This window comes from Prolixibacter sp. DSM 2831, from assembly GCF_056493735.1.
In genome coordinates, this window is record NZ_CM151379.1 from 3,088,422 (window position 1) to 3,111,819 (window position 23,398).

The window sequence follows — 23,398 nt, forward strand, 5'->3', positions numbered from 1 at the left end:
TTAATTTTGAAATCCGTAACCATCATTTGCCAGAACACCACCACTATTATCGATAGCTACCGATGGAATAGGTTGAATATATCGAACAGGTGAAGATTCAACATAAGGTCCAAAACACTTGTCTAAGATGGAATTATAGTCATTTGTACCACTGTCCCATAAACTACTAGTCCAGTCGGCTCTAACCCATCCATTTACGAGCGGCAAGGTATTGCCATCTAAATCTGCGCCAGTACTTGGGATATAGCCAGGAGGCACTGCGCCATTATTGTATAAACCATCTTTAAAAATAGTTATTTTCTTATTATCAACCCGATAATAGATATAAGATGCATGTTTGGCTGATGGATTATCAGTTAAAGATTCATCAGCTAAAGCTTTAATTTCATCAACTGCCTGTGTCATTTTTTGCGAATATAATCCCCATCTAATTAGGTCATACTTTCGTAATAATTCGCCACCAAATTCCCAGGCTCTTTCATTAACAATAGCATTAAAGAAAGACTCTTTGCTACCAGATACTGAATTTACATAATCATCCACTTTGGTAGCCCAATCACCTGGATCAAAAGCTCTCTCCCGTACTCTTTTTAAAGCATTTTGTGCCGCTTCGTCGGGCCCGTTTAATTCATTTTCGGCTTCCGCAAACATTAATAGTACATCTGCATATCTCATAACAACCCAGTTTATTCCGGTTCCTTTAAAAGAAGCTGTACCTAACGATGGGTCACAATATTCTTTACTCCATTTCCCTTGTGAAATATCAGTCATACGCACAACAGAAGGAACTAAATTTTTATCCAGATCATACATACCACAAGTAACATCTCTTCTTAAATCTTTCGCATCAAATGAATAGAAATAACTTGGTGCCATGCTAAGATCGTGACCGCCTTGTCCATATGGGTTATTAGGACCACCAGCAAGTCTCATACCAATATTGTATCCAACTTCGCCTGTAGTAAGCGCGAAAGGAATTTCAAATAACATATCACTATTACTTGGGTAGATATTTTGACATTCATTTTTAAATACTTGTGCAAAATCTCTTGGTAAAGTCCTGTCCTTTAAAGTCATTAATTTTTGGCAATAATCTCTGGCAATTGTGTAATACTCTGTTACAGAATCACCACGCGCTTTAGTCATATCTGGTTTTAAGTAATATCCGGCACGTTGCAATGACAACCTGGCAATCAGTCCTATAACAAACTCTCTGTTGACTTGTTGTATCGATTGTGGCAGCTCATCCGCCCATTTCATGGTAGGTTCTGCCTTTATTAAGTCTTTGATCATAGCAGAGAGAATCACGTTTCTATCTGTTTTAGGAAGGTTAAAATCCATACCTGCTTTAGGCGCTGCTGTTGTAAAAGGAACATCGCCCCACTGATATACCAGGTTACTATACCAAAATGCTCTAATTGCATAGGCTTCACCTATGAATTGATGCATATCAGCACTAGCGGCTGGATCAGTTTTTGAGTTGTAAAGATCACTTGCTAAAATACCATCAATTACTACATTACAGTCCTTTATTGCAGCATAAGCTGATTCCCAGGCTTTCTTTAAATCTCCGTTACCTGCTACGGCATGTAATCCGATTATTTGGTAGTTATCCTTTGAAGAGGTTCTATCGCCACCGAAACAAATATCGGAGTTACCTTGCATGGTTATAGAAAGTCTGGTTCTATATCCATCTTCACCAAATTGTCTATAAACATTATTTGTTGCTTTTCTGGCATCATCAATATTAGAAAAAACCAGCGTTTTATCAAATGTTGAAAGTGAAACCGGATCTAGAAAATCCTTTTTACAGCCAGTAAAAATTACCGCTATTATTATGATTATAAGATTTATAACTTGCTTCATAATAAATATTTTTATAATTTATTTTATATCTTCTTTGAATTAGAAAGTGACATTTACTCCACAACTAAAGCTTCTGCTTTTTGGATAAGTAGAGTAATCTACACCAGGCGTTAACGCTTTATAACCATCACTCCTGGACCCATTTGCATCAGGATCATAACCAGAATATTTAGTCCAAAGATATAAGTTGTTTGCACTGAAATAAATACGCAATCTTGAAATCAAAGAACTTCTCAATGGCACGGTATAGCCAATATTTAGGTTACTAAACCTAATATAAGAACCATCTTCAACAGCCCAGTCAGTAAGTACCGGTGTTCTTCCGGCAAATGACATATTACCACTCCAAATTGTTTTTCCTGCATTCATTTTTCCTAACGTAGCCAAATCTGTAATCACTGCACCTGCAGGGCCATATTCGCCTTTTGTATCAACATATGTAAATCTCTTAGAAGGATCCATTGTAGATAGCATATTTTGATAACGCCCGCCATTGCTACTATACAACATATTAAATGCAATTTTTCCGGTATTGTACTCATCATTACCATAAGACCAGCTAAAAAATGCTGAAAAATCAAATCTTTTATAGTTGCCGGTTAAACCAAAACCACCGGTAGCCTTTGGCAAAGTATGTCCAATTACCCGACGGTCTTCAGCATTAATTACGCCGTCTCCATTTAAGTCTTTTATTTTTATATTACCAGGCCTAAGCTGATTAATTTTTAACAGCGGTGTATCGTCTACAAGCGGATTGCCATTAGCGTCTTTAGGTTTTAATATATATTGACCAGTTGCTGCATCATAGCTTGAAAAGTCGTCAACAGTATAAAATCCATCACTCACATAACCTACGATTAGTCCAATTTCACTTCCAACTTCGGCCAGGTAATCCAAATTTTCTTTTAAATCTGTACCAGCCCAATTTGAAGCTGTAGCCAGAGATTGTGTACCATCGAGTTTATCAATTTTGAACCGGTTAATGCCAACATTTGCATTTATTGATATTGAAAAATCCTTTTTATCTACAACTCTGAAATTCAGACCCAATTCTGCACCTTTATTAGAGGTATTACCTATATTTTTCCATTGATAATTAAACCCTGAAATGGGAGCTATTTGTGCTTTAATCAACAGATCTTTCGTTTGATTACTATAAACATCTAAACTACCGTTTATTCTATTTTTAAAAAATCCGAAATCTAATCCAATATTTTTACCAACGGTTGTTTCCCATTTTAATTCAGGATTATATAACACACCGCCTGGCGAATACATAAAATAATAGGACGCAGATTGATTATTGTTAAAACCAGGCCCCCTGGTATCGGTAGGTGAATTTGGAGCAAACAATAAATTCGTTGAATTTGATGGGATTCGATCATTACCAGTGGTTCCGTAGCTAAGTCTTAACTTTAACTCATTAACAGCTTTTGACCCCATTAAAAAAGGTTCACTGGAAATTTTCCAACCAGCCGAAAAAGCCGGGAAATATCCTACTCTATTATTTTTTGCAAATTTACTAGATGCATCACGACGTAAGGTTGCCGTAAATAAATATTTGTCTTTGAAAGTATAATTGACCCTGCTAAAAAAGGAAAGCATATCTGAATTGGCAGCCTCACTCGTACCTTGTGATGTATATTGATTTTGGCCTAGTTGCATATTTGCAAATAACGCATCCGGAGTCATAGAATACCTAAAACCACCAGCCTGTACATCCTGTTCTTTACGACTATAAGAACTTACTTCCTGACCCAACAATACATTTAATTGGTGTTCTCCAAGATTTTTAAAATTATAATATAAGGTATTCGTAAGTTTATAGGAACGGGATTGTTGATCCTGTTTTAAACCAACAGGCAATCCTCCGTTTACTTGAGCAACACCTGTTAAAGGGCCATAAAACCTAAGATTTTCGTAATTTTTATTTTCTATTGTAAAGGCTGATTTAGCAGTTAAGTTATCTAAAATATCATAAGTTAATGCGGTATTAAAGACATAGCTTAAATCAGTTCTTTTTCTGTAATCTTGTTTTGCATATTCAACTGCATTCAACTGATCCAATAAAAACTGGTTGTAATAAGATTGGTCAACAGCATTTGGGTCAATAATCATCTGGTCTGCTAAACCATTTGTTGGTTGTGCGGTAACGATACGAGACACTCTTAATTGTGATGAACCAGAGGTTCCGGCACCATTTACCACTCTATTGGTTACTCTGGCACCTAAATCAAGTTTTATTTTCTTAGAAATCTTATGATTTAATTTAAAAACAAAAGCATCTCTACTTAGGCCAGAACCCACCATAAGACCATCGTCTCTATTTCCAGTGTAACCAAGCATCATTTTAGTAGCAGCAGTACCACCTGTGACGCTAAGATTATAATATTTAGAATAAGTGTTATTTCCAAATAAATCGTTTTGCTTGTCTATAGGTGCAACATTTTTATATAACTCTAAATCATCATACACACCAAAGTCTTTGGTGAATTGATCTAGCGTATTATTCATTGCAGCTGTTTCATATTGCATTTGTACAAAATCATATGGAGATAAGACCTTGTATTTCCTTTCTTTCGGGAACGTATTTAACTGTACATGGGTGTCAAAACTAACAGTAGTCTTACCCGCTTTTGCGCTTTTTGTTGTAACAAGTATAACGCCATTTGATGCGCGGGAACCATATATAGCAGTAGTAGCGGCATCTTTTAAAACATCAATACTTTGAATGTCTGCCGGAGCAATATTATTCAAATTATCAACAGGAAAACCATCAACCACATATAAAGGAGCATTGTCTTGCGAAATAGAACCTCCACCCCTTACACGAATAATGACATCAGAGCCCGGAGCACCATCCATGGTTTGAACTCTTACACCAGGAAGTCTACCTGCTAAAGCTTCTGATACGTTTGTAACGGGTACCTTAGCTAAAGCCCTTGACGATATGGATGCAACAGAACCGGTTAGATTTTCCCGTTTAACTGTTCCATAACCAACAGCAACTACCTTAACTTCATCTAACTGACTAACGTCCGTCTGCATTTTAACGTTAATAGTTGACCTGTTTTTCAAAGGAATTGTCTGCTTAGCATAACCGATATAAGAGAACACCAATGTAACATCAGGACTTGGTACACTTAATGTAAAATTCCCCTTTGAATCGGTTATTGTACCGGTTGTGGTTCCTTTAACCACAATTGTAACCCCTGGCAAAGATTCTCCATTTGCCGCATCAGTCACTGTACCTTTAATCGTTTTACTTTGTGCAAATGCCTTCACACTAAATAGCGTAAAAATTCCAACTAGTAAGACCAAGATTATCCGATTGGGAATTTTAGACGTTTTGCTTAGACATGGAATCATAATTATTGGATTAAGTTTGAATTAATAATTTTGAACTGTTACATTCATCATTTTAGTTTTTATTTTGTAATGGCTTTATTGTATTTACTTTTTCCAGCTATTCCATTTTTTACTCCCCATTTTTTATGTTAAAGAATTATATTTAAAAGTATGAAGAGCATAATTGCCAACAGAAGAACTATTGACGGAAGTATTATTCGATTTAAATTTTTCAGATTTTGCCTCGTCCGCTTCATAGTTTTAGTTTCGTTTAGTTCATTAAATTTTTCAGAAAACAGATATTGATACTATGGCCGATGGCTGCTGTGCAAAAGCGCACCCAGAAGCAAAAAGCAGTACTGAACTATATTTGACATATGCGATTTCAAACATCTTTAAATGCAATAGTATTTTCCAATACTTCATGTCCATCAGTTCTCAGTATTTCATCATTTTCAAAACTAATAAAAACCTTTTCGAAGATTTTCGTTAATTCATTTGGCTCCAAATGTAAAAAAGAAACAAACATTAACAAATAAAAATCATATTTATTTTACCTTAACATTAACTACTTTGGTTTTTACTCGCAAACTTGAAAAATATTATGTCGAAATAAACAGACATCGAGTTGATTAACATCAAGTATCATTGGCTGGTAAAACATATTCTTACTGGCTCTATATCTGCATCTTGTAACTACTAATAGACTTAAGGAAAGGTGAGGTTACACATTAATAAATCAAAAAAACACCAAATAATGGCTGTTTCGTTTGAGTAAATATTTTTTTCGAATATTAACATTTGGATTCTGTTAATTCACTCAATCCAATACAATCATAACCCTTTGACTTAATGAAGAATTACTCCTGATATAATATTTTAATTACGAAAACTTTTAAGTTAAGAAATCAACTAACGAAACGAGCATGACAATAATATTGACTTAAACGCAACGAACTGTAATCAGGCGAGTTCCATATGATGCCTTTGAAAACAGGCAAATGATTTCGACCAGCGAAAAAAAGGAAAGTGGATGAAACTTAAAAATTTACTGCAAAATCAACGGCGCGAAAAAATATTGGAACTTTTGAGAGAAGACGGTTCAGCTAAAGTTGCCTCTTTGTCCGTATTATCGATAAATCCGGAGCTTGTTTTGTGCTTGAAGTAACCTGACACAAATCAGTCAATTGACTCATTTCGCCTCCCACTGGAGGCATTCAACCGACTCAGGTTGGTGGACCAATCATGTCAACATTCTCCAACACGATTTTCAGATTCAGTGAGCCCAAATTGGTGGAACCTTCCTGATCTTTCATTCTTTTAGAATACAGACTTTTAAAAAGTAAAAGGAAAACTAAATTGACAATTACGGAAGCAATTCTATTGTCATCCCTGTTTATAAACAGTCGCATTCCCAGACGAACAAATCACAGAGGAACCTATTGAAAATGAAAAAAATAGTGAATATATTCGACGAAAGATTTTTTGTTATTCTCACCAGAATATTAAAAAATCCTTTTGGGCAGTCTCTTCCTAAAGGTTATGCAACAATAATCTTAACCTCATTGTCTTGAAGCATTTTACTGTCTGCCCCAAGGATCTTTGAATCAGTAATCAGGTAATCAATTAAAGAAAGGGCACCAAGACTGGCAAAGGCGCTTTTCCCCACTTTACTGGAGTCGGCAACCAGGTAAACTTCATTGGCTGACTCGATCATCGCACGCTTCACAACAAGATCACTGATACTGGGATAGGTAAGACCAGATTTCAATGTAATTCCGGCAGTAGCCAGGAAGAGCTTATCAACATGCAGGCCGTCGAAAAAATCTGCCGCTTTTTGCCCTGTCAACGATAAAGTCGGTGACTTAAACTCACCACCGGTTACCACCAGATTTATCTCAGGAATCCCTCCGAGTATCAGGGCGATGTTCAGGGAGTCAGTAATGACCGTCAAACTCTTAAAGCCGGTAATCAACTTTGCGATTTCGGTGGTTGTTGAACCAGAATCCAGAATAATGGTATCCCCATCGTTAATCAGTTCCAGTGCCTTTCTGGCAATTGCCGCCTTTTCTGCAATACGCTCCTGGTTGTGTAAAGCAACGTTCTTTACATTCAATCCAATATTTTTGAGGTAAGCTCCACCATGCTCCCGCTCGACATAACCGTCTTTCTCCAGTTTTTCGAGATCCTGTCGGATGGTGACTTCGGTAACGTTAAATATTTCACTAAGCTGCGCGACCTTGGCATGCCCGTCTTCTCTGATTAAGTCCAGTATTTTCTCCCGTCGTTGTTGTGGTAGCATTATTTTGTGTATCGGTTACACGTTATTTTAAAACAATTAACTTCTTTACCCCTGCTATAACTTACCTTATTTTTCAAAACAAAAAATAATACAAGGTCAATTCGATGCAAAACGAAAAATAAAATCATTCAAAATTGAATCGGTTAGAAAAGATGTACATATCTTTAAACACTGATTATTCCATGAAAATTGATGCAAATGTGCAAGAAATCTTTCACCTAAGCATTATCGCATCATTAATTATCAATGACCTATGAAAAAGCTATTGATTCTCCTGTGTTCAGCATGTTTACTTTTTGCCTGTACACAAAAGGAAAGCAAATCTAGAAAGCCGGATTGGTTGAAAGTGTCAAAGAATGGACATTTTTTGATGGATTCTCAAGGAAATCCGTTTTTCTGGCAGGGCGATACCGGTTGGTTGTTGTTCACCAAATTAAACAGGCAGGAAGTCCTTCATTACCTGGATAACCGGGCACAGAAAGGCTTCAATGTTATCCAGGTAATGGTGTTACACAGTGTTTCTGCTAAAAATATGTATGGCGATTCAGCGCTGGTGAACCGTGATGTGGCTCATCCACTGGTAACAGAAGGGAGCTCTTTCGACAAACCGGAAGAATATGACTACTGGGACAATGTGGATTACGTAATCAACGAAGCCGGTAAACGGGAAATTTACATCGCAATGGTCCCTGTTTGGGGTAGCAATGTCAAAGCCGGAGATGTGGATGTGGCACAGGGTAAAGCTTATGCTGAATTTCTGGCTAACCGGTATAAAGATTTTCCTAATGTCATTTGGGTCAACGGTGGCGATATTCAGGGGAATGACTCTATTAATGTTTGGAACACCATTGGGAAGACACTCAAAAAGCATGATCCCAACCACCTGATAACATTTCACCCACGAGGACGAACACAGTCTTCAATGTGGTTTCATAACAAAAAATGGCTTGACTTTAATATGTTCCAGTCGGGGCATCGCCGTTACGACCAGGACGATACAAAGCTGGCTTACGGCGAAGATAACTGGCGCTATGTTCAAACTGATTTCAACTTAAAACCAACCAAACCCACCCTTGATGGAGAACCTTCGTATGAAGGAATTCCGCAGGGACTGCACGACACCAACCAACCCTACTGGAACGCCTCTGATGCCCGCCGCTATGCCTACTGGTCAGTTTTTGCCGGAGCCTGCGGACATACTTATGGTAACAATGCGGTGATGCAGTTTTACAATCCTAAGGATAAAGAACCAGCCTACGGTGCGAAAGAATACTGGACCGAAGCCATTGAGGATCCGGGGGCCGGACAAATGCAATACCTGAAGAAACTGATGCTATCGCGTCCGTATTTTGAACGGGTTCCGGATAAAACGCTGGTGAATAGCAGTACGCAAGGTGAAAAATACAATTACGAAATTGCTTCCCGCGGTAAGGATTATGCATTTATCTATACTTACAATGCCAGGAACATTGCCGTGAACATGGGCAAAATTGAAGGAAAGCAAGTCAAAGCAAGCTGGTATAGCCCCCGGAATGGACAAACTACGAAGATTGGTCAGTTTGCCAATGAAGGGGTGCACAAATTCAATCCTCCGGGTGAAGTGAAGGATGGAAACGACTGGGTACTGATTTTGGATACAGTAAAGTAAATTATAGAATACCTTGTCAGGAAACCCAGGAACCCACACTATAGGCACGACAAAAAGAACTTGCTTAGATAGTAATCCGGTTTTCAATCCTGAGCATACCTGTTCATATGGAAAAATAAAAATCCGCCATCAAAGTAGGCAGATTTGAATAAGGGGCTGTCCCCAAAATAATTGGACAGCCCCTTTTTCATTTACACAGTTTTTAGGATAGTGCTTTTTTTTACAATTTTTTTCTGTTCATATTTTTAGGCTGATGTTCTTCTTTTAGCAAAGCCCAATACCATAAATTAGTCTATATTCTACTGTTTTGTCTCACTCAACAAATAATCGACCAGATTATGTGCGGCTTTCATATTTTCGAACGACTTTGGTAAACGACTGTTACCGATGTATTCGTTATACAACCATGGGTCGCCGATTGCCAGTACTTTGCCTTTTCCAAACGTAGTTTCTGCCATCAATATATGCTTACCGTCTTTCAGAATGGGTTTGGCATTTTTACTTAGCAAAATTGGAGACACCTCTTTCAGATAAATTTTCTTGACTCCTTTGAATAATGGGTGATTCGGCAGGTTGGTTTCGGCACCCATTTCCCATTGATGATTTGTCACCGGATTAAGTGTTGTCGGCACAAAGTGGAATCCAAACGTCCCGGCCAGTTGATTTAAGTGAGTGAATTCACAGTTGGGACCGTCGTTAGCCAGCAAGAGCAGTACGCCCCCATTACTTACCCAGTTTTTAATGGAAGAAATATCAGGCCCGGTAATGTAATTCGGATGTGGATTCTCACTGGTCGTATCCGGATCGACAATAATATAAACATCTAAGCCACCCAATACTGACGGTATCGGGGCCCGTGCAATGGTTTTAAGAATGGCGCCTTTTGCTTTGAACACATCTCCCAATTGTGAGAAACCACTATTCAACGTATCGGTCCAGGTGTAATGATAAATCTGACCTGCCTTATTACGTTCGTGATTGAACCAATTATCCAAACCAACAACAGGACGCTGTGCATCCTCATGCTTGGCCAATCCTGTTGGTAATTTACTCGAAGCCTGTGTGGCCATCGTCGAATCTCCAATGGTATAAAGTTGAGTAACATCCTTTTTCTCGGAATTCCCCATCAAAACCATGGTCACTAGAAAAACTAAGATTTTGAAATTCATAGAATTATGTATTAGTTATTATCCAAATAATACCTGGTATTTATGCCCCAAAACAGGGAGCCGCCCCGGGATTACTGACATTATCGGTTAAATCATCCACAGTGCACGCATCCCCATCATCGTTTAACCCGTTGATTTTATTCATTTTATGACTACTTTATTTCAACCGTGCTTTTCCTGTTCACTATGCTATTTTTCTATTTTCTCAACCCGGAACCAATCGATATCGGCGTTTCCGGCATCGTTTATTTTTCCGTTACGCAAGGCGAAAAAACCCATTTTGGCGCCAATCCAACGTCCCGGAACGGCATGGAAATTTTCGCCTGCCGTGATGAATTTTTTATTGTCGGCACTGTAGCTAAAGCTGCAAATTGCTCCTTTCTGTACCTTGACCCGGAAGTAGATGGTATTACCGCTAAATTTCTGCTGGAAAATTTCCTTTTCCGGGTTGCCTTTCGGGGCATTATGGCAGGTTATGGTTTTTACGACCACTTGCTTGTTTTCTTGCTCGAGTTTGATGTACTGATAATCTTCGCCCATGATCACCAATCCAACTTCTTCGCCATCGAAATGGTTATGGAAGGTTAGTTTGGCGGTCACCATAAATTCTTCAGCGGGAAATTTCTGAAGTAGCAGATTGGGAACCGACCAGAGATTCACAAAACCATCCGGTTTAGGAATACAGTTTAATCGGTAAAAGCCCAGTCTTCCTGAAGGAAAACCCCAGGTAATTTTCGGATTGGCATGCCATTGCCATTGCAAACCCAATGTTGGGCTGTTGAATTCGTCACTCTCAGGAGGCGTTACAATTGGATACGTGCGGCCAACGTCAGGCTTTTTCCAGGTCAAAACCGGTTCGCCGATTCCGTTGCCATTTTTATCAACACCAATAACAGGCCAATCATTTTTCCATGTCATTGGCTCCAGCAAAACATCACGACCATAGGCCTCTTTTTCCTGGAAATGAAGAAACCAATTCTGACCACCAGGAGTATCCACCCAAGCCCCCTGATGCGGCCCGTTTATATTTGTTGAGCCTTGTTTCATCACCACTTTTCTTTCATAGGGGCCAAATACATTTTTTGACCGCAATACAATCTGCCAACCAGTTGATACGCCACCTGCCGGAGCAAATATGTAGTAATAACCGTGGCGCTTGTAAAATTTGGGCCCTTCCACTGTCGGGTCATCTTTATGACCATCGTAAACCACTACATCATTCCCAATTAGTCCGGTGCCGTCGGGCTTCATGCGACTGACCATTAGTAAACTTTTTACTCCGGCCCGACTTCCGGCGAAGGCATGAACCAGGTAAGCATTCCCATCGTCGTCCCAGAGGGGAGACGGGTCAATCAGTCCTTTTCCAGCTTTTACTAACAAAGGATCCGACCATGGACCTTCCGGATTTTCAGCTTTGACCATGTAGATTCCGTAATCCGGGTCGGGATAAAAGATGTAATATTCTCCATCGTGGTAACGAATACACGGAGCCCAAACGCCATTGCCATGCTGTGGTTTGTCGTACACATCGAATGGAGGTTGTTTGTGTAGCGCATAGCCTATCAAATCCCAGTTGACCAGGTCTTTTGAGTGCAGAATGGGAAGGCCGGGAATACAATTGAACGAGGAAGCTGTCATATAGTAATCAGTGCCTACCCGGATGGCGTCGGGATCGGAATAATCGGCATGCAGAACAGGGTTTTTATACGTTCCATCGCCATTGTCAGCTACCCACACTTTTGATACAGGAAGGCTTTCCGTAAGTTTCTGGGCAACTGCATGGCCCATAGTGCCGACTACGAGCAACAACCCCAGGAGATATACTTTATTTCTTCTTTTCATGATTGACATTTAAACTGTGGTCTATTGTCATTTCAATTTCCAGCTATTCAATTCGTGTAATCCGAAGCGCCATATATGGTTTCCCCGGTAATTTTACCGAACGGTTCTCCTTATCGATGAAATAATAGTTGTCTAATTTTTTAACCTCAAATATTTTATTCACCTGAGTGATGGTCATATTCCAGGTATCAATAATTTCTACTTTGAATCGCATACCGTCTTTCAGGTTTTTATGAGGTAATTCAAACTTCCATTGTTTTGGAGCCTGTTTTCCGAAATATTTCAGATAATAGTTTCCGGGCTCACCTGCCATATTGAGAATATAGGCCTGATCTATAGGGTTTAGTGCAGGAGCTGCATCAACAATCTTTTTCAGGAAAGCAATTCTGGCCGGACTCGTTCCAATTAGTCCACCACCATTTGAAATCCATCGGCTGGTTTTATATGATTCGCCATGGGTCGCATATCCTCCACCTACATAGGTCGTCCAAAAACGATGCGTCATCTGCTGACCGGTCAGTTGTCCCCATCTACTGTTTATGTTACCTTCATAATTGATTTCGTCTAAGATGATGGGTTTTCTATAGATATCTCTTAGCAGTGGTACCACACCAGGTTCTTTTGAAGCATTGTAATTCTGAAGGCTCACATGTGTAACCCACGGCTCCGTGTAATGATAAATCCTATCTCCATTATGTATGGAACGAAGATGATGATAGGGATCCTTACGTTGAACCAGCTTAAACAATTGATCCCAGTCTTTATCCGTCAGACTTTCAATAAAACTGTTTTCGTTGGACAGACTCCACCAGACATTACGATAAGCGGCAAACCGCGCCACACAATACTTGATCAATCGTTTATCCGTAGCTAAATCTACATTTTCAAATCCCCATCCTCCATCATATGGATTCAACAGGATGACATCAGCCTGTACGCCAATCTCATTCAATTGCTTAATACCATTTTCTATCCGCTGAAAAAAGGCAGGATTAAACCGTGCATAATTCCAGTTTTTGGGAGGTGTACCTTCAAACGGAAAAATATCCAGCTTATAGGGACCTTTTAAATATCTTTTATTGAAGGGAGGAAGTACCAACATCCTGGCCTTATTAAAAGGAGAATGTTTCATGGTAGCAATGGTCTCCTTTCTAATCGAATCCGGAGAGAAGCACCATTCATAAATGGTCGTCCCAAACGGAATGAAACGAGTTCCGTCTGCATACGAGAAATTATAGGTATCCGATACCTTTACCGGGCCATGATCATTGTCAGATGGCGGCGTACAGAAAAAAGAGCCTTTGATGCCATTGAGTTTGTCATTGTTGCTATGCGTTACGTATGTCCAAGTCCCTTCTTTATCGGGCATAAACCGGATTTTAAAGATGCCGTTACCATCGTAAAATCCATCGGGTTCAAAAGTCTCTTTACCATTTGTAAATACGGCGCTAAGTTCTAGGCCGACAAATGGATTCCCGGTACTTGGACCTTTCAATGTCACCTCGTAAACTCCCCACTTTTCAACGGATTTCTTTGGCGATTGCGAAAATACCAGTACTGGAATCAACAATAAAATTATACTTACTAATTTTCTTTTCATCGATTTTATTTTTGACGAAAATGAGTTCTTTTCTCTTGTCTCTTTTTCGAAAAGTTTAAATGGAATTCATATAAACTTCAATGTTATCATATTTCGGATCCAAATCGTGCCCCGTTGCTTTTGTCTTTTTCAGGTCTAGTCCATGACTGATTTCCCATTTGTCGGGAATGCCATTTTTATTTGTGTCGACCGGAGCTTTCACTTTGGGGTACGTTGCAAAACCGCCTTCCGGCCAGTCAGCTGGAGTTCCAGGGATAAACCCGGTGCCATTTTTGACCGTCTGTGCCACATACGAAGTGATGGTGTCCCTGACCGGCTTGGTCGCGCCACCTTTTTCAAGCACCAATCGATATGCTTCTTCTGCAGGTTGGGTAACCACAGGAATCGAAGGAATAGGCGCACTGATAACCGCTACATCCGATTTGCCGAAAACGCTTTTAAAATCAGCCGGCAGCTTGTTATCTCTGCCATACCATTGTGCATATTTCGTGTTTTCGCTCCAGGCATATTTCGGGTTACCTTTTGAATCGGGGCCTTTTTTAAGCGTATTGCCAACATAATTCAGACGCAGATAATCGTTTGATGAGCCATAGCCCGTGCCCACAAAATTGTAGATGACATTGTTTCTGAAATCGTAGGTGAGCATGTCTATGCGCGGATTGCGCACACGTCCATGCGCCAAAAGATTATGATGCGAGGAAACCCAACCCCAGCCAACGCCTACGGAAATCATCGAATGATTCCCTTTCTCATGGGTTGAAGCTGTTGGTGCCCCATAGATATATGACCACTGGAGGGTAGTAGCTTCCCGCCTATGCTGGCCATACGTGTTGAAAACCTGGTCGCAGGCATAAGCAATGTCGCAATGGTCCGCAATAATGTTCATTCCGTTTAAATCAAGTGCATGGGTTTGTTCTCCTAATAGGCGTTTAAGATTACCAGGCCCCTTAATATCACCGACGCGAATACGGAGGTATCTAAGAATAACATCGTGTGTATTTACGCGAATTCCAAAATTTCTGATTTGAATACCATCACCTGGAGCTGTTTGCCCGGCTATGGTAATATAAGGATTCTTAATGTCAAGTGGTGCTTTTAACCTGATGGTTCCTGAAACAGCAAAAACAATGTAGCGCGGTCCTTTTGCTTCAACAGCCTCACGCAACGTGCCATGAATCAATTTTTCTGGCGGTAGTGCTGGGAATCCCGGCAATAGTGGACGCCCTTCCCCGGGATGTTTATTTCCCAAAGCATCAACATAAGGGATCCATTTTCCTTTGCCTAGTGTTGTGGCATATTCACTTGCCTGTCCATAGGTACCTTCCGGTCTACCGGGACGGCCATTTGGCAAATAATCATCCAATGAAGTTACCACGAAGACTTTACCGCCTCGTCCACCCCTCGAATAACGACCAGCGCCCTCAGCTCCGGGGAAAGCAAGCGTTTGACTATCTGCAAATTTCTCAACCGGACCCCAAGGCCTCAATTCAATTTCGACATAAGGGGTTCCATTGGTTGAACCGGTCAAATTGGTCACTGTCATTAGAACGTCATTGGGCAGCAAATAACGCGAAGCGAGGTAAAAATCACTTGGTAACCGTCTTGCGCCATACGGAGCCAATAGGTAGACAATGCTGTCCAATTTTTGTAAAAACGGAGGTATCACTTTTGGGTCAAGAAACGGAAACGTTGGTGTTAGTTTTTTTTCCATTGCAAGGGCCTCCACTCGTCCATGCTGCACACCAAACAAGAGCGGACGACCAACGTGGAGCTTCATGACGGGATATTCCCGATCAAAAGTATAGTATTCAGATTCATAAGCATATTGTCCGAATATTTTCTCGCCGGGCCATCCGTTTTCCTCACGACGATCGCTAAACAAAAGAGGGTATGCTTCATCACCTTGTGCTATTTTCGGCATCCGGTCGAACACTTTTCCTGCAAGCGCCTCCGGCTGCATTTCCCAGGGATTTTCTGTCGTCAAAAGTTTTCCCAGGAAAGGGAATTCCTTCAACAACGTCTGCGCCTCAGGTGTACCTTTCAGCGGATTAGAAGCTTGCCCGGAGAATACCCCAATAAATAGTATAAAAATCAGGGTAGTGACCCCTTGTTTCAAGATGCCATTCCCAGCCCTGGGGTAAATCAAACTAATTTTGTTTGAATTCATTATTATCAGATTTTAGTTGGTTTACATTCATAAATTGATCGTAATAGTTTTTTCTTGTTATAGAATAACAAAAATAAGGAAAGAATATAACAAATAAACGAAAGCACAAAAATTCTTTTCTTTTACGAATATAGGGCAACTACTTAAAAATAAACGGTTGCTTCCTGTCAATAACTGTTATTGGGAATCTGTGCCAGAGTCAACTGAAATACACCCAAGACTAATACTTGCATGAGTATAATTTTAAATTTTGTCTCTCATAACGGATTCCCATTCATATCAATCAAAATCGTTAGGTTGTCCTTCACCCTGCTTTTCTAAATAGAAGAGCATATATACATCTCAACGGCAATCAATTACTTCTCCAGATCGACCATTCCGTCATTCCTTTACATTCAAACTTACCAGCTTAAGCCATGTCACATTCGTTCGTTCCACACGAAGCTTTTTTTTATTGCCAACAGAATTTCCTTTTACCTTGATTAGAATTGTCCTCCCGGTATAAGTACAAATATGAAAGTCTTTTCAATCCAGCTTTTAAAGACGCTCATTGATTACTTATTAAAAATGGAAACATTCCCCAAAAGGGGAAGTCTCCATTGAATCGTTTCCTCAGTTCTTAATGAATGCTGTTCAAGTAGTTCTCCAGCATGGTGTAACCATCTTTCCCAACTTTATTTCCATCTACAGGATTATTGGGATTAAGGCCATGTTTCAGCTCCCATTGATCAGGCATACCATCATGGTCGGTATCTGTTGGGGCGGTAGTACTTTTAAGTAATGGCCAACCGCCCACATCGTTTTGAGAGTCGATCATTCCGGTCTTCTTTGATTTATCGGCTACTCTTTTAAACTTTATATATGCTTTGCCTTCATAGGTAGCATACCCTCCTCTGGCATCATTGACTATTCGAGTATCAACAGGGTCTCTTTTGGGTAAAGTAGCACCTGCATTTTGAAGCACTAAATTAAAGGTTCCCTTAGCCGATTGCTGATTAATCGGCATGGATGACCATGCTTTTTCAAGTTTAACTAAATTGAGATTAGCTTTACCTCCTTTAGGTTGTACGCCACCATCCCAGTTATCTGTTGTCACTTTATTATTCCCTTCAATGACGTTACCAGCAACATACCATTTCCCGAAATCAGAGGTATTATTGCGAAAAGAAGGATTGATAATTCGATAGGCTCTCTCTCCAGGCTCAGTTGCAGGACCCGGTTTGTAATAGTTATTTACGATGTTAAACTTTGAAAATGAAAATCTGGAATCACCTACCTGCTGGTTTTCCCCACCATAGCAGGTGTTGTACCCCCAGTTGTATATCACGTTATTTCGGTAATCGGTGTAACCTGAACCCGATGCCATTCTGATATTACGGCTCGCATTATCAGCAATAAGATTGTGATGATAGCTACCATAGTTTGATCCCCATATACCTCCAAACCCGTGAGGCGCATCTACACTGGTATTGGCGTCGTCAGGATGGTTTGAGTCGAATAGGGCTTCTGAAATAATACACCATTGAACAGTGATACTATCACAATGATAAATCGACATGACTTCGTCCTCACTCCAGCTTGCCGATACATGATCAACGATAAGGTGTTTCACAAACCTACTGGATACTGCATCATCAGCACGACCCGATTCGTCGCCAAGCCTTACTCGCAGGTACCTGATGATCACCTGATCGGCACTAATCATTAACGGGTATCTTCTCAAACAAATACCATCTCCAGGCGCTGTTTGTCCGGCAATGGTAATGTAGGGATTTCTAATCCGTAAAGCCTTGTTCAGTATTATGGTCCCTGAAACCCTAAACACAACAGTTCTGGGACCTGACGCTTCAACCGCCGCACGAAGGCTACCGGGGCCGTTATCATTCAAATTTGTCACTTCATATACTTTACCGCCGCGTCCTCCAACGGTATATTTCCCATAGCCTTCAGCAGTTGGGAAAGCCAGTTGCTGGGCCCATGTAGCAGTAACGGATAATAAAAAAAATACGAATAGTGAAAGAATCTTTTTTCTCATAGCAATCTAAATTTTAGTATTATGCCTATTCTCAATTATTTCATTTATCAATTTCTTATAACCAAAGAAACTACCCGAATCTGAAATAAAATGGGAAACAATCTGGAAACAATCTGAAATTCTTTCCAATTGACAACAATTAAGATATAACACATCAACATTTTCTTCTCAATAAACTCATTATCCATGATCAAAAAGAAAACTAAGCTTAAACCAAATTCATCCTTAGCTGTGTCTAAAATGACCAACCTTTTCCTGCTCAGACTATTCTACCTGATGATTCTTATTTCTACGTATTCATAAAAAGAAAAAAGAGCTTTTCAGCTCTTTTTAATCAAGTAAAGTACCGGAACACAACACCTCCGGTTATTCAATGTTGTTGAGAGTGCAGATGTATTCAGATCAGTATTACCTTCCTTATCTCAATAATTGCTATGCACAGTGCTAATTCTTCTGACAATTCAATTTACTCTCACCTGCTTAAACTGCAAACCTTCTGGTTCCATATGGATTTCTTACACGCCTTTGCCACATGAAGCATATCCTTTCCGCCGCTTTCAACTCAACTGATAATTCGTAAGGATCAGTGAATTAATTTATGCTAAGCCAGAATTGAAGTTCATCGTCAAGGTAACATCCAGGTTGCGCGAAGTGCGAAGTCTGCCTGGACTTGAGAACGCCAGCGGTAGACGGTTTTTGGGCCGGCAGGGTCATCAAACCAATGATTCTTGGTAGAGTCTGGGCGTACAAATTGTCCACCCCAACTCGGCTCAGATGGATTTTCAGGGTTATTCAATCCGTTTACCGCACTAACCAGGTAAAGGAATGAAGGCGAGTCTCCTTCCTTCTGCCCCGGTGATTTCGGATCCCACCCGCTTTTGGGGTATACTGCGCCCAACGGCCCATGTCCTTTGCGGATGTGCGCGTTAATCCATGTCAGGTTCGCAAGTGTTGTATCAGAGCCAGCCGCGTTCCAAATCATCCCCTTGAAATTATTCTCTGAGCAAATCACGAACAATTTTGGGAAATTATCGAGTAGCCACTGCGCAGTGTTGTCCTGTTTTCCAATTAAATAAATACGCAACTTACTCAGGAAACGTTCAAGTTCAGCAGGAGTACGCGTATTTTTAACTTTCCAGATCGCCTGTGCAACTTCGTACGAACCACCCCAGACACAAACGAATACTGGCCGATCATCAGGTTTGTCCACTATCCTGATAATCGCGTTTGAAGCCTCCGTATCCATATTCTTACCTAGATTTTTCATACCATTTTTTCCGTACGTCCCATCACGGCCTTGCCAGGTAATCGAACGCAAATAGTCAGCGGTTGGATACCTCTGATCATGCTTCCTCAGATTCTCATCCACTTGGTCGTACAGATTTAGAATGTCCAAAATATTTTGTTTTCTAGCGATATAGGCCTTGGTGCCTGATGTAGCGATCAGACCCTCGACATCGAAATCATTTGAGTAGAGAAGAAAGCGGATCATCGACTGCACATCATCTGGATCACTGCGTTTCTCGGATGGGCCATAGCCCAACCCACCGGGGATAACGTCAACTGGCGGAAAGTCAGACATAATAATTACTCGTGGCTTAGCCTGCTTGTTTTGAGCAGTTCCCATGTTCGTATTCGATATTACGCAAAGTAATATCAAACCAATATTCAGAATAACCTTTGATTTTTTCATAATTAATTGACTACTTAATATTTTAGTTGGTTTTCAAACTCTACAATTTATTTTTAAACAATGAGCGTTCTCAACAATACGGTTGGAGTTGATTGATTTAGGAATCATAACCACTTCGTGCCGTAAGTTCCAGTGCAAGGCAACCTGCGCCGGAGTCTTGTTGTATTTTTCAGCTACTGGATACGTTTTTATTGTTCCGGAAATTGCCAAACGGAACACATCAAAAGCGTTCATTGATTACACTATTATAAATAGAACCAAATGTAAAGCGAAGGCCAATTTCCATTTTAACTTCGTATGTTGTAGCCAATTTACGGCGTTGTAACAGAACATCTTCCAGCGAAGCATCGCCTTTAGATAGATATAACTGATCGTGGACCACTTGTGCTTTCATTTTCCCATACACCGAAAACTGTTTCGCCAATCGAACCGAGAATTTAGAATTAAATGTCAGCTTGTTTTTTGAAAAATCGTGAAAATAGTTGGATCCCTCCAGGCTGGACTCGATGGTTCCCCAGGGTTGTACCAATTGGAGTTCCAGTTTTATAGCCTGGTAAGCTCGAATCTCTCGTATTTTGTTGTAAATGGTTTCTTCATAATACACATAATTCTGGACACCCGTGGTGTAACGCAAGATAAAAACCTTGCGGTTGCTCATGTCCCATGGAAAAATATTATACTCCAGTCCGGCATACAAGCGCTCTGAATTCTTGGTATTTATATAGGTATCTGAGAGATATTCACCAAAAATGCCGGCTGACCAGCGTGGATTCAGGCTCTTGATGTAATTGGCTGAAAAATCGGTGCTATTTTGATTGTTTACAATCTTTTCTCCATTATCAAGGTAGCTTTCATGATCAATATTATATTCTCCCTTGAATTTTGTTTTCCAGGCCTCAGTCACTTTCTCACTTTGAACTTCGGTATTCAACGAATATTCGTTTTTACTGGCCTCCATTTTCAGGTAACTGCCTGCATCTACCTGAAATACCCACTTCTTCCAGGGATCATTATATTTATCAACGACTCGTTTACCGTCCCTCATGCCCAAATTAATATCAAGCTCGTCAAAATAGCCGGTTTTAGAATAGTATTGCAGTATTCCGGTCTCAAGCCTCTTCAATAAACCCCGACGGATGTCATCATCCGAATCCAGTTGGTTGCTGGTATACCCATACTCAAAATCCTGCCCTTTAAGCGAATTCAACCCAATAAAATTAAGATAATATTTTTTACCACCACTACCCGTCTTTGAATCACTCACTAAAATCTGGACGTCGGCCTCTTTCGGATCACGGACAAACGAAACAAATTTCAATTTCTGTCGCACAAACGAAAAATCACAATCATGACAATCCAAAAAGAAATTCAGCGAATGTTTTTTCTCTATCGGTGCTTGTCCATAGCTTTTATTATTCAACTGAATAAACAGCAAAAGGATCCCCAGTAGAGTTATTTTACTCATCATCAATTTCGTATTAATTAGCTGGTGAAAAATAAATTATGAATGCAATTCAGATCAGGTCTAATCTGAAAATAAAAACTACTATTTCAACCAAATTTTACTTTGACAGATTCGAAAAATCTGGTTGTTTTTCCCTTCGTTCCCCAGCCCAGAAAACAACAAGATTTATCTCCTGATTTAAAACAGACCTGGTCAACCAGGAGAGAAATCCTGTACCCTTAACAATGTTTCAACGTAGACTTAAGGTCTCTGTCGTTTTACTACAGCGAGCCAATCATCATTTTTTGATGGTGCGTTGAGCAACACGGGCTGACCGCCATCAACAATCTTATCAGGAAAAAGTGCGCCACCTTCTCGTGGGTTAAACCAGGAAACACTGAACTCGCCCGCTGCCAGGGTCATATCCAGGGTCGCCTTACCGCCATGAGGCAGATAGACCAGGTAAAGTTCACTTTTGCTGGCAAAACAATAGAGCGAGTTATCATGTGCATAGTTTCCGACCAATTCATCTTCATTTTCCATTTCCCAAAACGGGATTTTTTTCTCCTTGAAGAAGTCAAGAGCGATGCGGCAATAGTCCCACGATTTATCACGACTGCGAAAATCTTCCGCCACAATGTCGTTTTGAGGGAGTTTGTACCCAAAATAATATTCCACGCCGGCTCCACCTGCCATTAGGTTTCCCCAAAGCGTGTATCGCCGTATGTCATTTAGGTCGTAGGCATCGTCACCTTTCCCGGCTGTGCCGCTAAATCCTTCGTAGCCTGGATCAGGTGGCACGCCAAAACTGGCAGAACCCTGTTCATCGTTAGCAACAACCCATGGTTTGCCTGCCTGGTCTGAGGCTTTTACCCACTGAAGTGTTTTCGCATGCGTTTCATTATACATATTTTGAAGCGAAGCGCCGGTTAGCGCTGATCCGTTTCCGAGAAGTGGCGGGTAGACCCGATCCTGCATATTGGGATAAGTGTGGATGACAATATGATGAATATAGGGATCGGTGTCGCTGATGTACTGCGCCATGGCACGTTGCTCCTCCGAAGTCTGCGTGTTTTCCTCGCCAAGGTTCCAATTCAACGCAAGATTCTGACCGAAGCGGGCGATCAATTCGCGCAGGTAGAGCCTGCGTTCAGGCCCCAGGGCACCGCCATCAAGCGCTTCCGGAACTGGAAGCTGGCCATCGGCCTTTCGGGGAATATCGATAATATCTGCCCCTTTGCGTTTCCGCTCGTCATCGTTCTCCGTTTCCTGCAATTTAAAGTGCAGGTAGAGCCCCTGCTGTTGAGCGTAAGCAAAAACGATTCCCCACTGATCAAGCTTTGAGCAGTCGTAGTGCAATTTGTCATTACGTTCAACAAAAGGCCAAACATCATCACCATCACCTCCTGCATTGTAGGGGATGAAAGAGATGGAATTCACTCCTTTACTTGCCAAATAGTTGATCGCGCCAATCAGGCCTTTACCTTTATTTCCATGCCATACCGGGTCTCCTTGTTTCCAGTCTTTGAGATGAGCCGACCATGTTTTAAGTGGTACTTTCTCTTTCATCGCGTTGGTATTGTCGAAGTCAGCAGTTCCCAGCAGCGTTTCGGGTGCATCCGAACCTGCTTTTAAGAAATACTCACCGGTACCGGCAAACTGCAGGTAATGACGCCCAACATATTGCAAACGTCCTTTCCCTCGGAAATCACGACCAGTCTTGTTAGTTGGCTTAACGTTAAATGTTCCGGTAAGGCCATTGAACGGTGCAACGCTTTTGCCAGGCAAATCAGAAATGGCAACACCCGGACCACGAACAAACGAAATGTGATAAGTCCATTGACCGGTTCTGTCTGGAGACAGGTGGGCGCGCCACACGTTGCCTGATTTCGCACCAGATTCAGCCGCATTCCCATCAGCGGCAAAATAACCGGGGACTGTATATTGGGGCGTACCTGATTCATGCTCGAAAGTAACGGTGAAGGAATAGTCTGTGAACGGATTGGGAGCCGTGTCTGTCTCGTTGCAAAACGGCCCTGTAAGATCAAGTGTGATATCATGCCACTGCCTAAGTTCTCCCGAGATGGCCACATGACCGTCGCCATCTACATCATGTGCCGCATTGGACTGTGCAAATGAGGTGGGTGCAAACGCCAGCACAACAAGCACAGAGGCTATGATGTAATAGAGTCCTGTTTTGCTAAAGGTGACTTTAGATTCCATAATCATTTCATCTAAGGATAGTTAGTTATTTGAAAATATCCTAAATGCCATAGGATATTTT

The 23,398-nt window shown here is 40.8% G+C and carries 12 protein-coding genes; 1 reads left to right on the forward strand and 11 read right to left on the reverse strand.

What is annotated here, in order from left to right:
- From AC060N_RS12585 to AC060N_RS12595, 3 genes are all read right to left on the reverse strand, one after another.
- Positions 1-1,866: a RagB/SusD family nutrient uptake outer membrane protein gene (locus AC060N_RS12585; RefSeq protein ID WP_479524106.1), complete on the reverse strand. Its 1,866-nt coding sequence runs from the start codon at positions 1,864-1,866 to the stop codon at positions 1-3.
- Positions 1,867-1,905: 39 nt separating this feature from the next.
- A complete protein-coding gene (locus AC060N_RS12590) occupies positions 1,906-5,151 on the reverse strand; it encodes a SusC/RagA family TonB-linked outer membrane protein (protein WP_479524107.1) in 3,246 nt (1,081 codons plus the stop codon).
- A 1,603-nt stretch (positions 5,152-6,754) separates the two neighbouring features.
- Positions 6,755-7,516, reverse strand: coding sequence for a DeoR/GlpR family DNA-binding transcription regulator (locus tag AC060N_RS12595; RefSeq protein WP_479524108.1), 762 nt, complete (start codon positions 7,514-7,516; stop codon positions 6,755-6,757).
- Between the two features lie 253 nt (positions 7,517-7,769).
- Here AC060N_RS12595 and AC060N_RS12600 point away from each other — a divergent pair, with 253 nt between their 5' ends.
- Positions 7,770-9,164 carry a glycoside hydrolase family 140 protein gene (locus AC060N_RS12600; RefSeq protein ID WP_479524109.1) on the forward strand — a complete coding sequence of 465 codons (1,395 nt, stop codon included), beginning with the start codon at positions 7,770-7,772 and terminating at the stop codon, positions 9,162-9,164.
- Between the two features lie 299 nt (positions 9,165-9,463).
- Here the strand turns inward: AC060N_RS12600 and AC060N_RS12605 are convergent, their stop codons facing one another.
- The 8 genes from AC060N_RS12605 to AC060N_RS12640 form a co-directional block, all read right to left on the reverse strand.
- Positions 9,464-10,333, reverse strand: coding sequence for a DUF4350 domain-containing protein (locus AC060N_RS12605; protein WP_479524110.1), 870 nt, complete (start codon positions 10,331-10,333; stop codon positions 9,464-9,466).
- Between the two features lie 189 nt (positions 10,334-10,522).
- Entirely contained in the window at positions 10,523-12,175 is a 1,653-nt protein-coding gene (locus AC060N_RS12610; protein ID WP_479524111.1) for a glycoside hydrolase family 43 protein, read from the reverse strand.
- Between the two features lie 43 nt (positions 12,176-12,218).
- Complete coding sequence (locus AC060N_RS12615) at positions 12,219-13,775, reverse strand: DUF5060 domain-containing protein (protein WP_479524112.1); 1,557 nt, start codon at positions 13,773-13,775, stop codon at positions 12,219-12,221.
- Between the two features lie 55 nt (positions 13,776-13,830).
- On the reverse strand, positions 13,831-15,942 hold the full coding sequence (locus tag AC060N_RS12620) for a hypothetical protein (RefSeq protein ID WP_027586052.1): 2,112 nt from the start codon (positions 15,940-15,942) through the stop codon (positions 13,831-13,833).
- A 619-nt stretch (positions 15,943-16,561) separates the two neighbouring features.
- A complete protein-coding gene (locus AC060N_RS12625) occupies positions 16,562-17,977 on the reverse strand; it encodes a hypothetical protein (RefSeq protein WP_027586051.1) in 1,416 nt (471 codons plus the stop codon).
- Between the two features lie 625 nt (positions 17,978-18,602).
- Positions 18,603-19,670: a DUF1593 domain-containing protein gene (locus AC060N_RS12630; protein WP_479524113.1), complete on the reverse strand. Its 1,068-nt coding sequence runs from the start codon at positions 19,668-19,670 to the stop codon at positions 18,603-18,605.
- Positions 19,671-19,890: 220 nt separating this feature from the next.
- Entirely contained in the window at positions 19,891-21,138 is a 1,248-nt protein-coding gene (locus AC060N_RS12635) for a hypothetical protein (RefSeq protein WP_479524114.1), read from the reverse strand.
- A gap of 237 nt (positions 21,139-21,375) precedes the next feature.
- Entirely contained in the window at positions 21,376-23,337 is a 1,962-nt protein-coding gene (locus AC060N_RS12640; RefSeq protein WP_479524115.1) for a DUF5060 domain-containing protein, read from the reverse strand.
- Positions 23,338-23,398 lie beyond the last annotated feature (61 nt).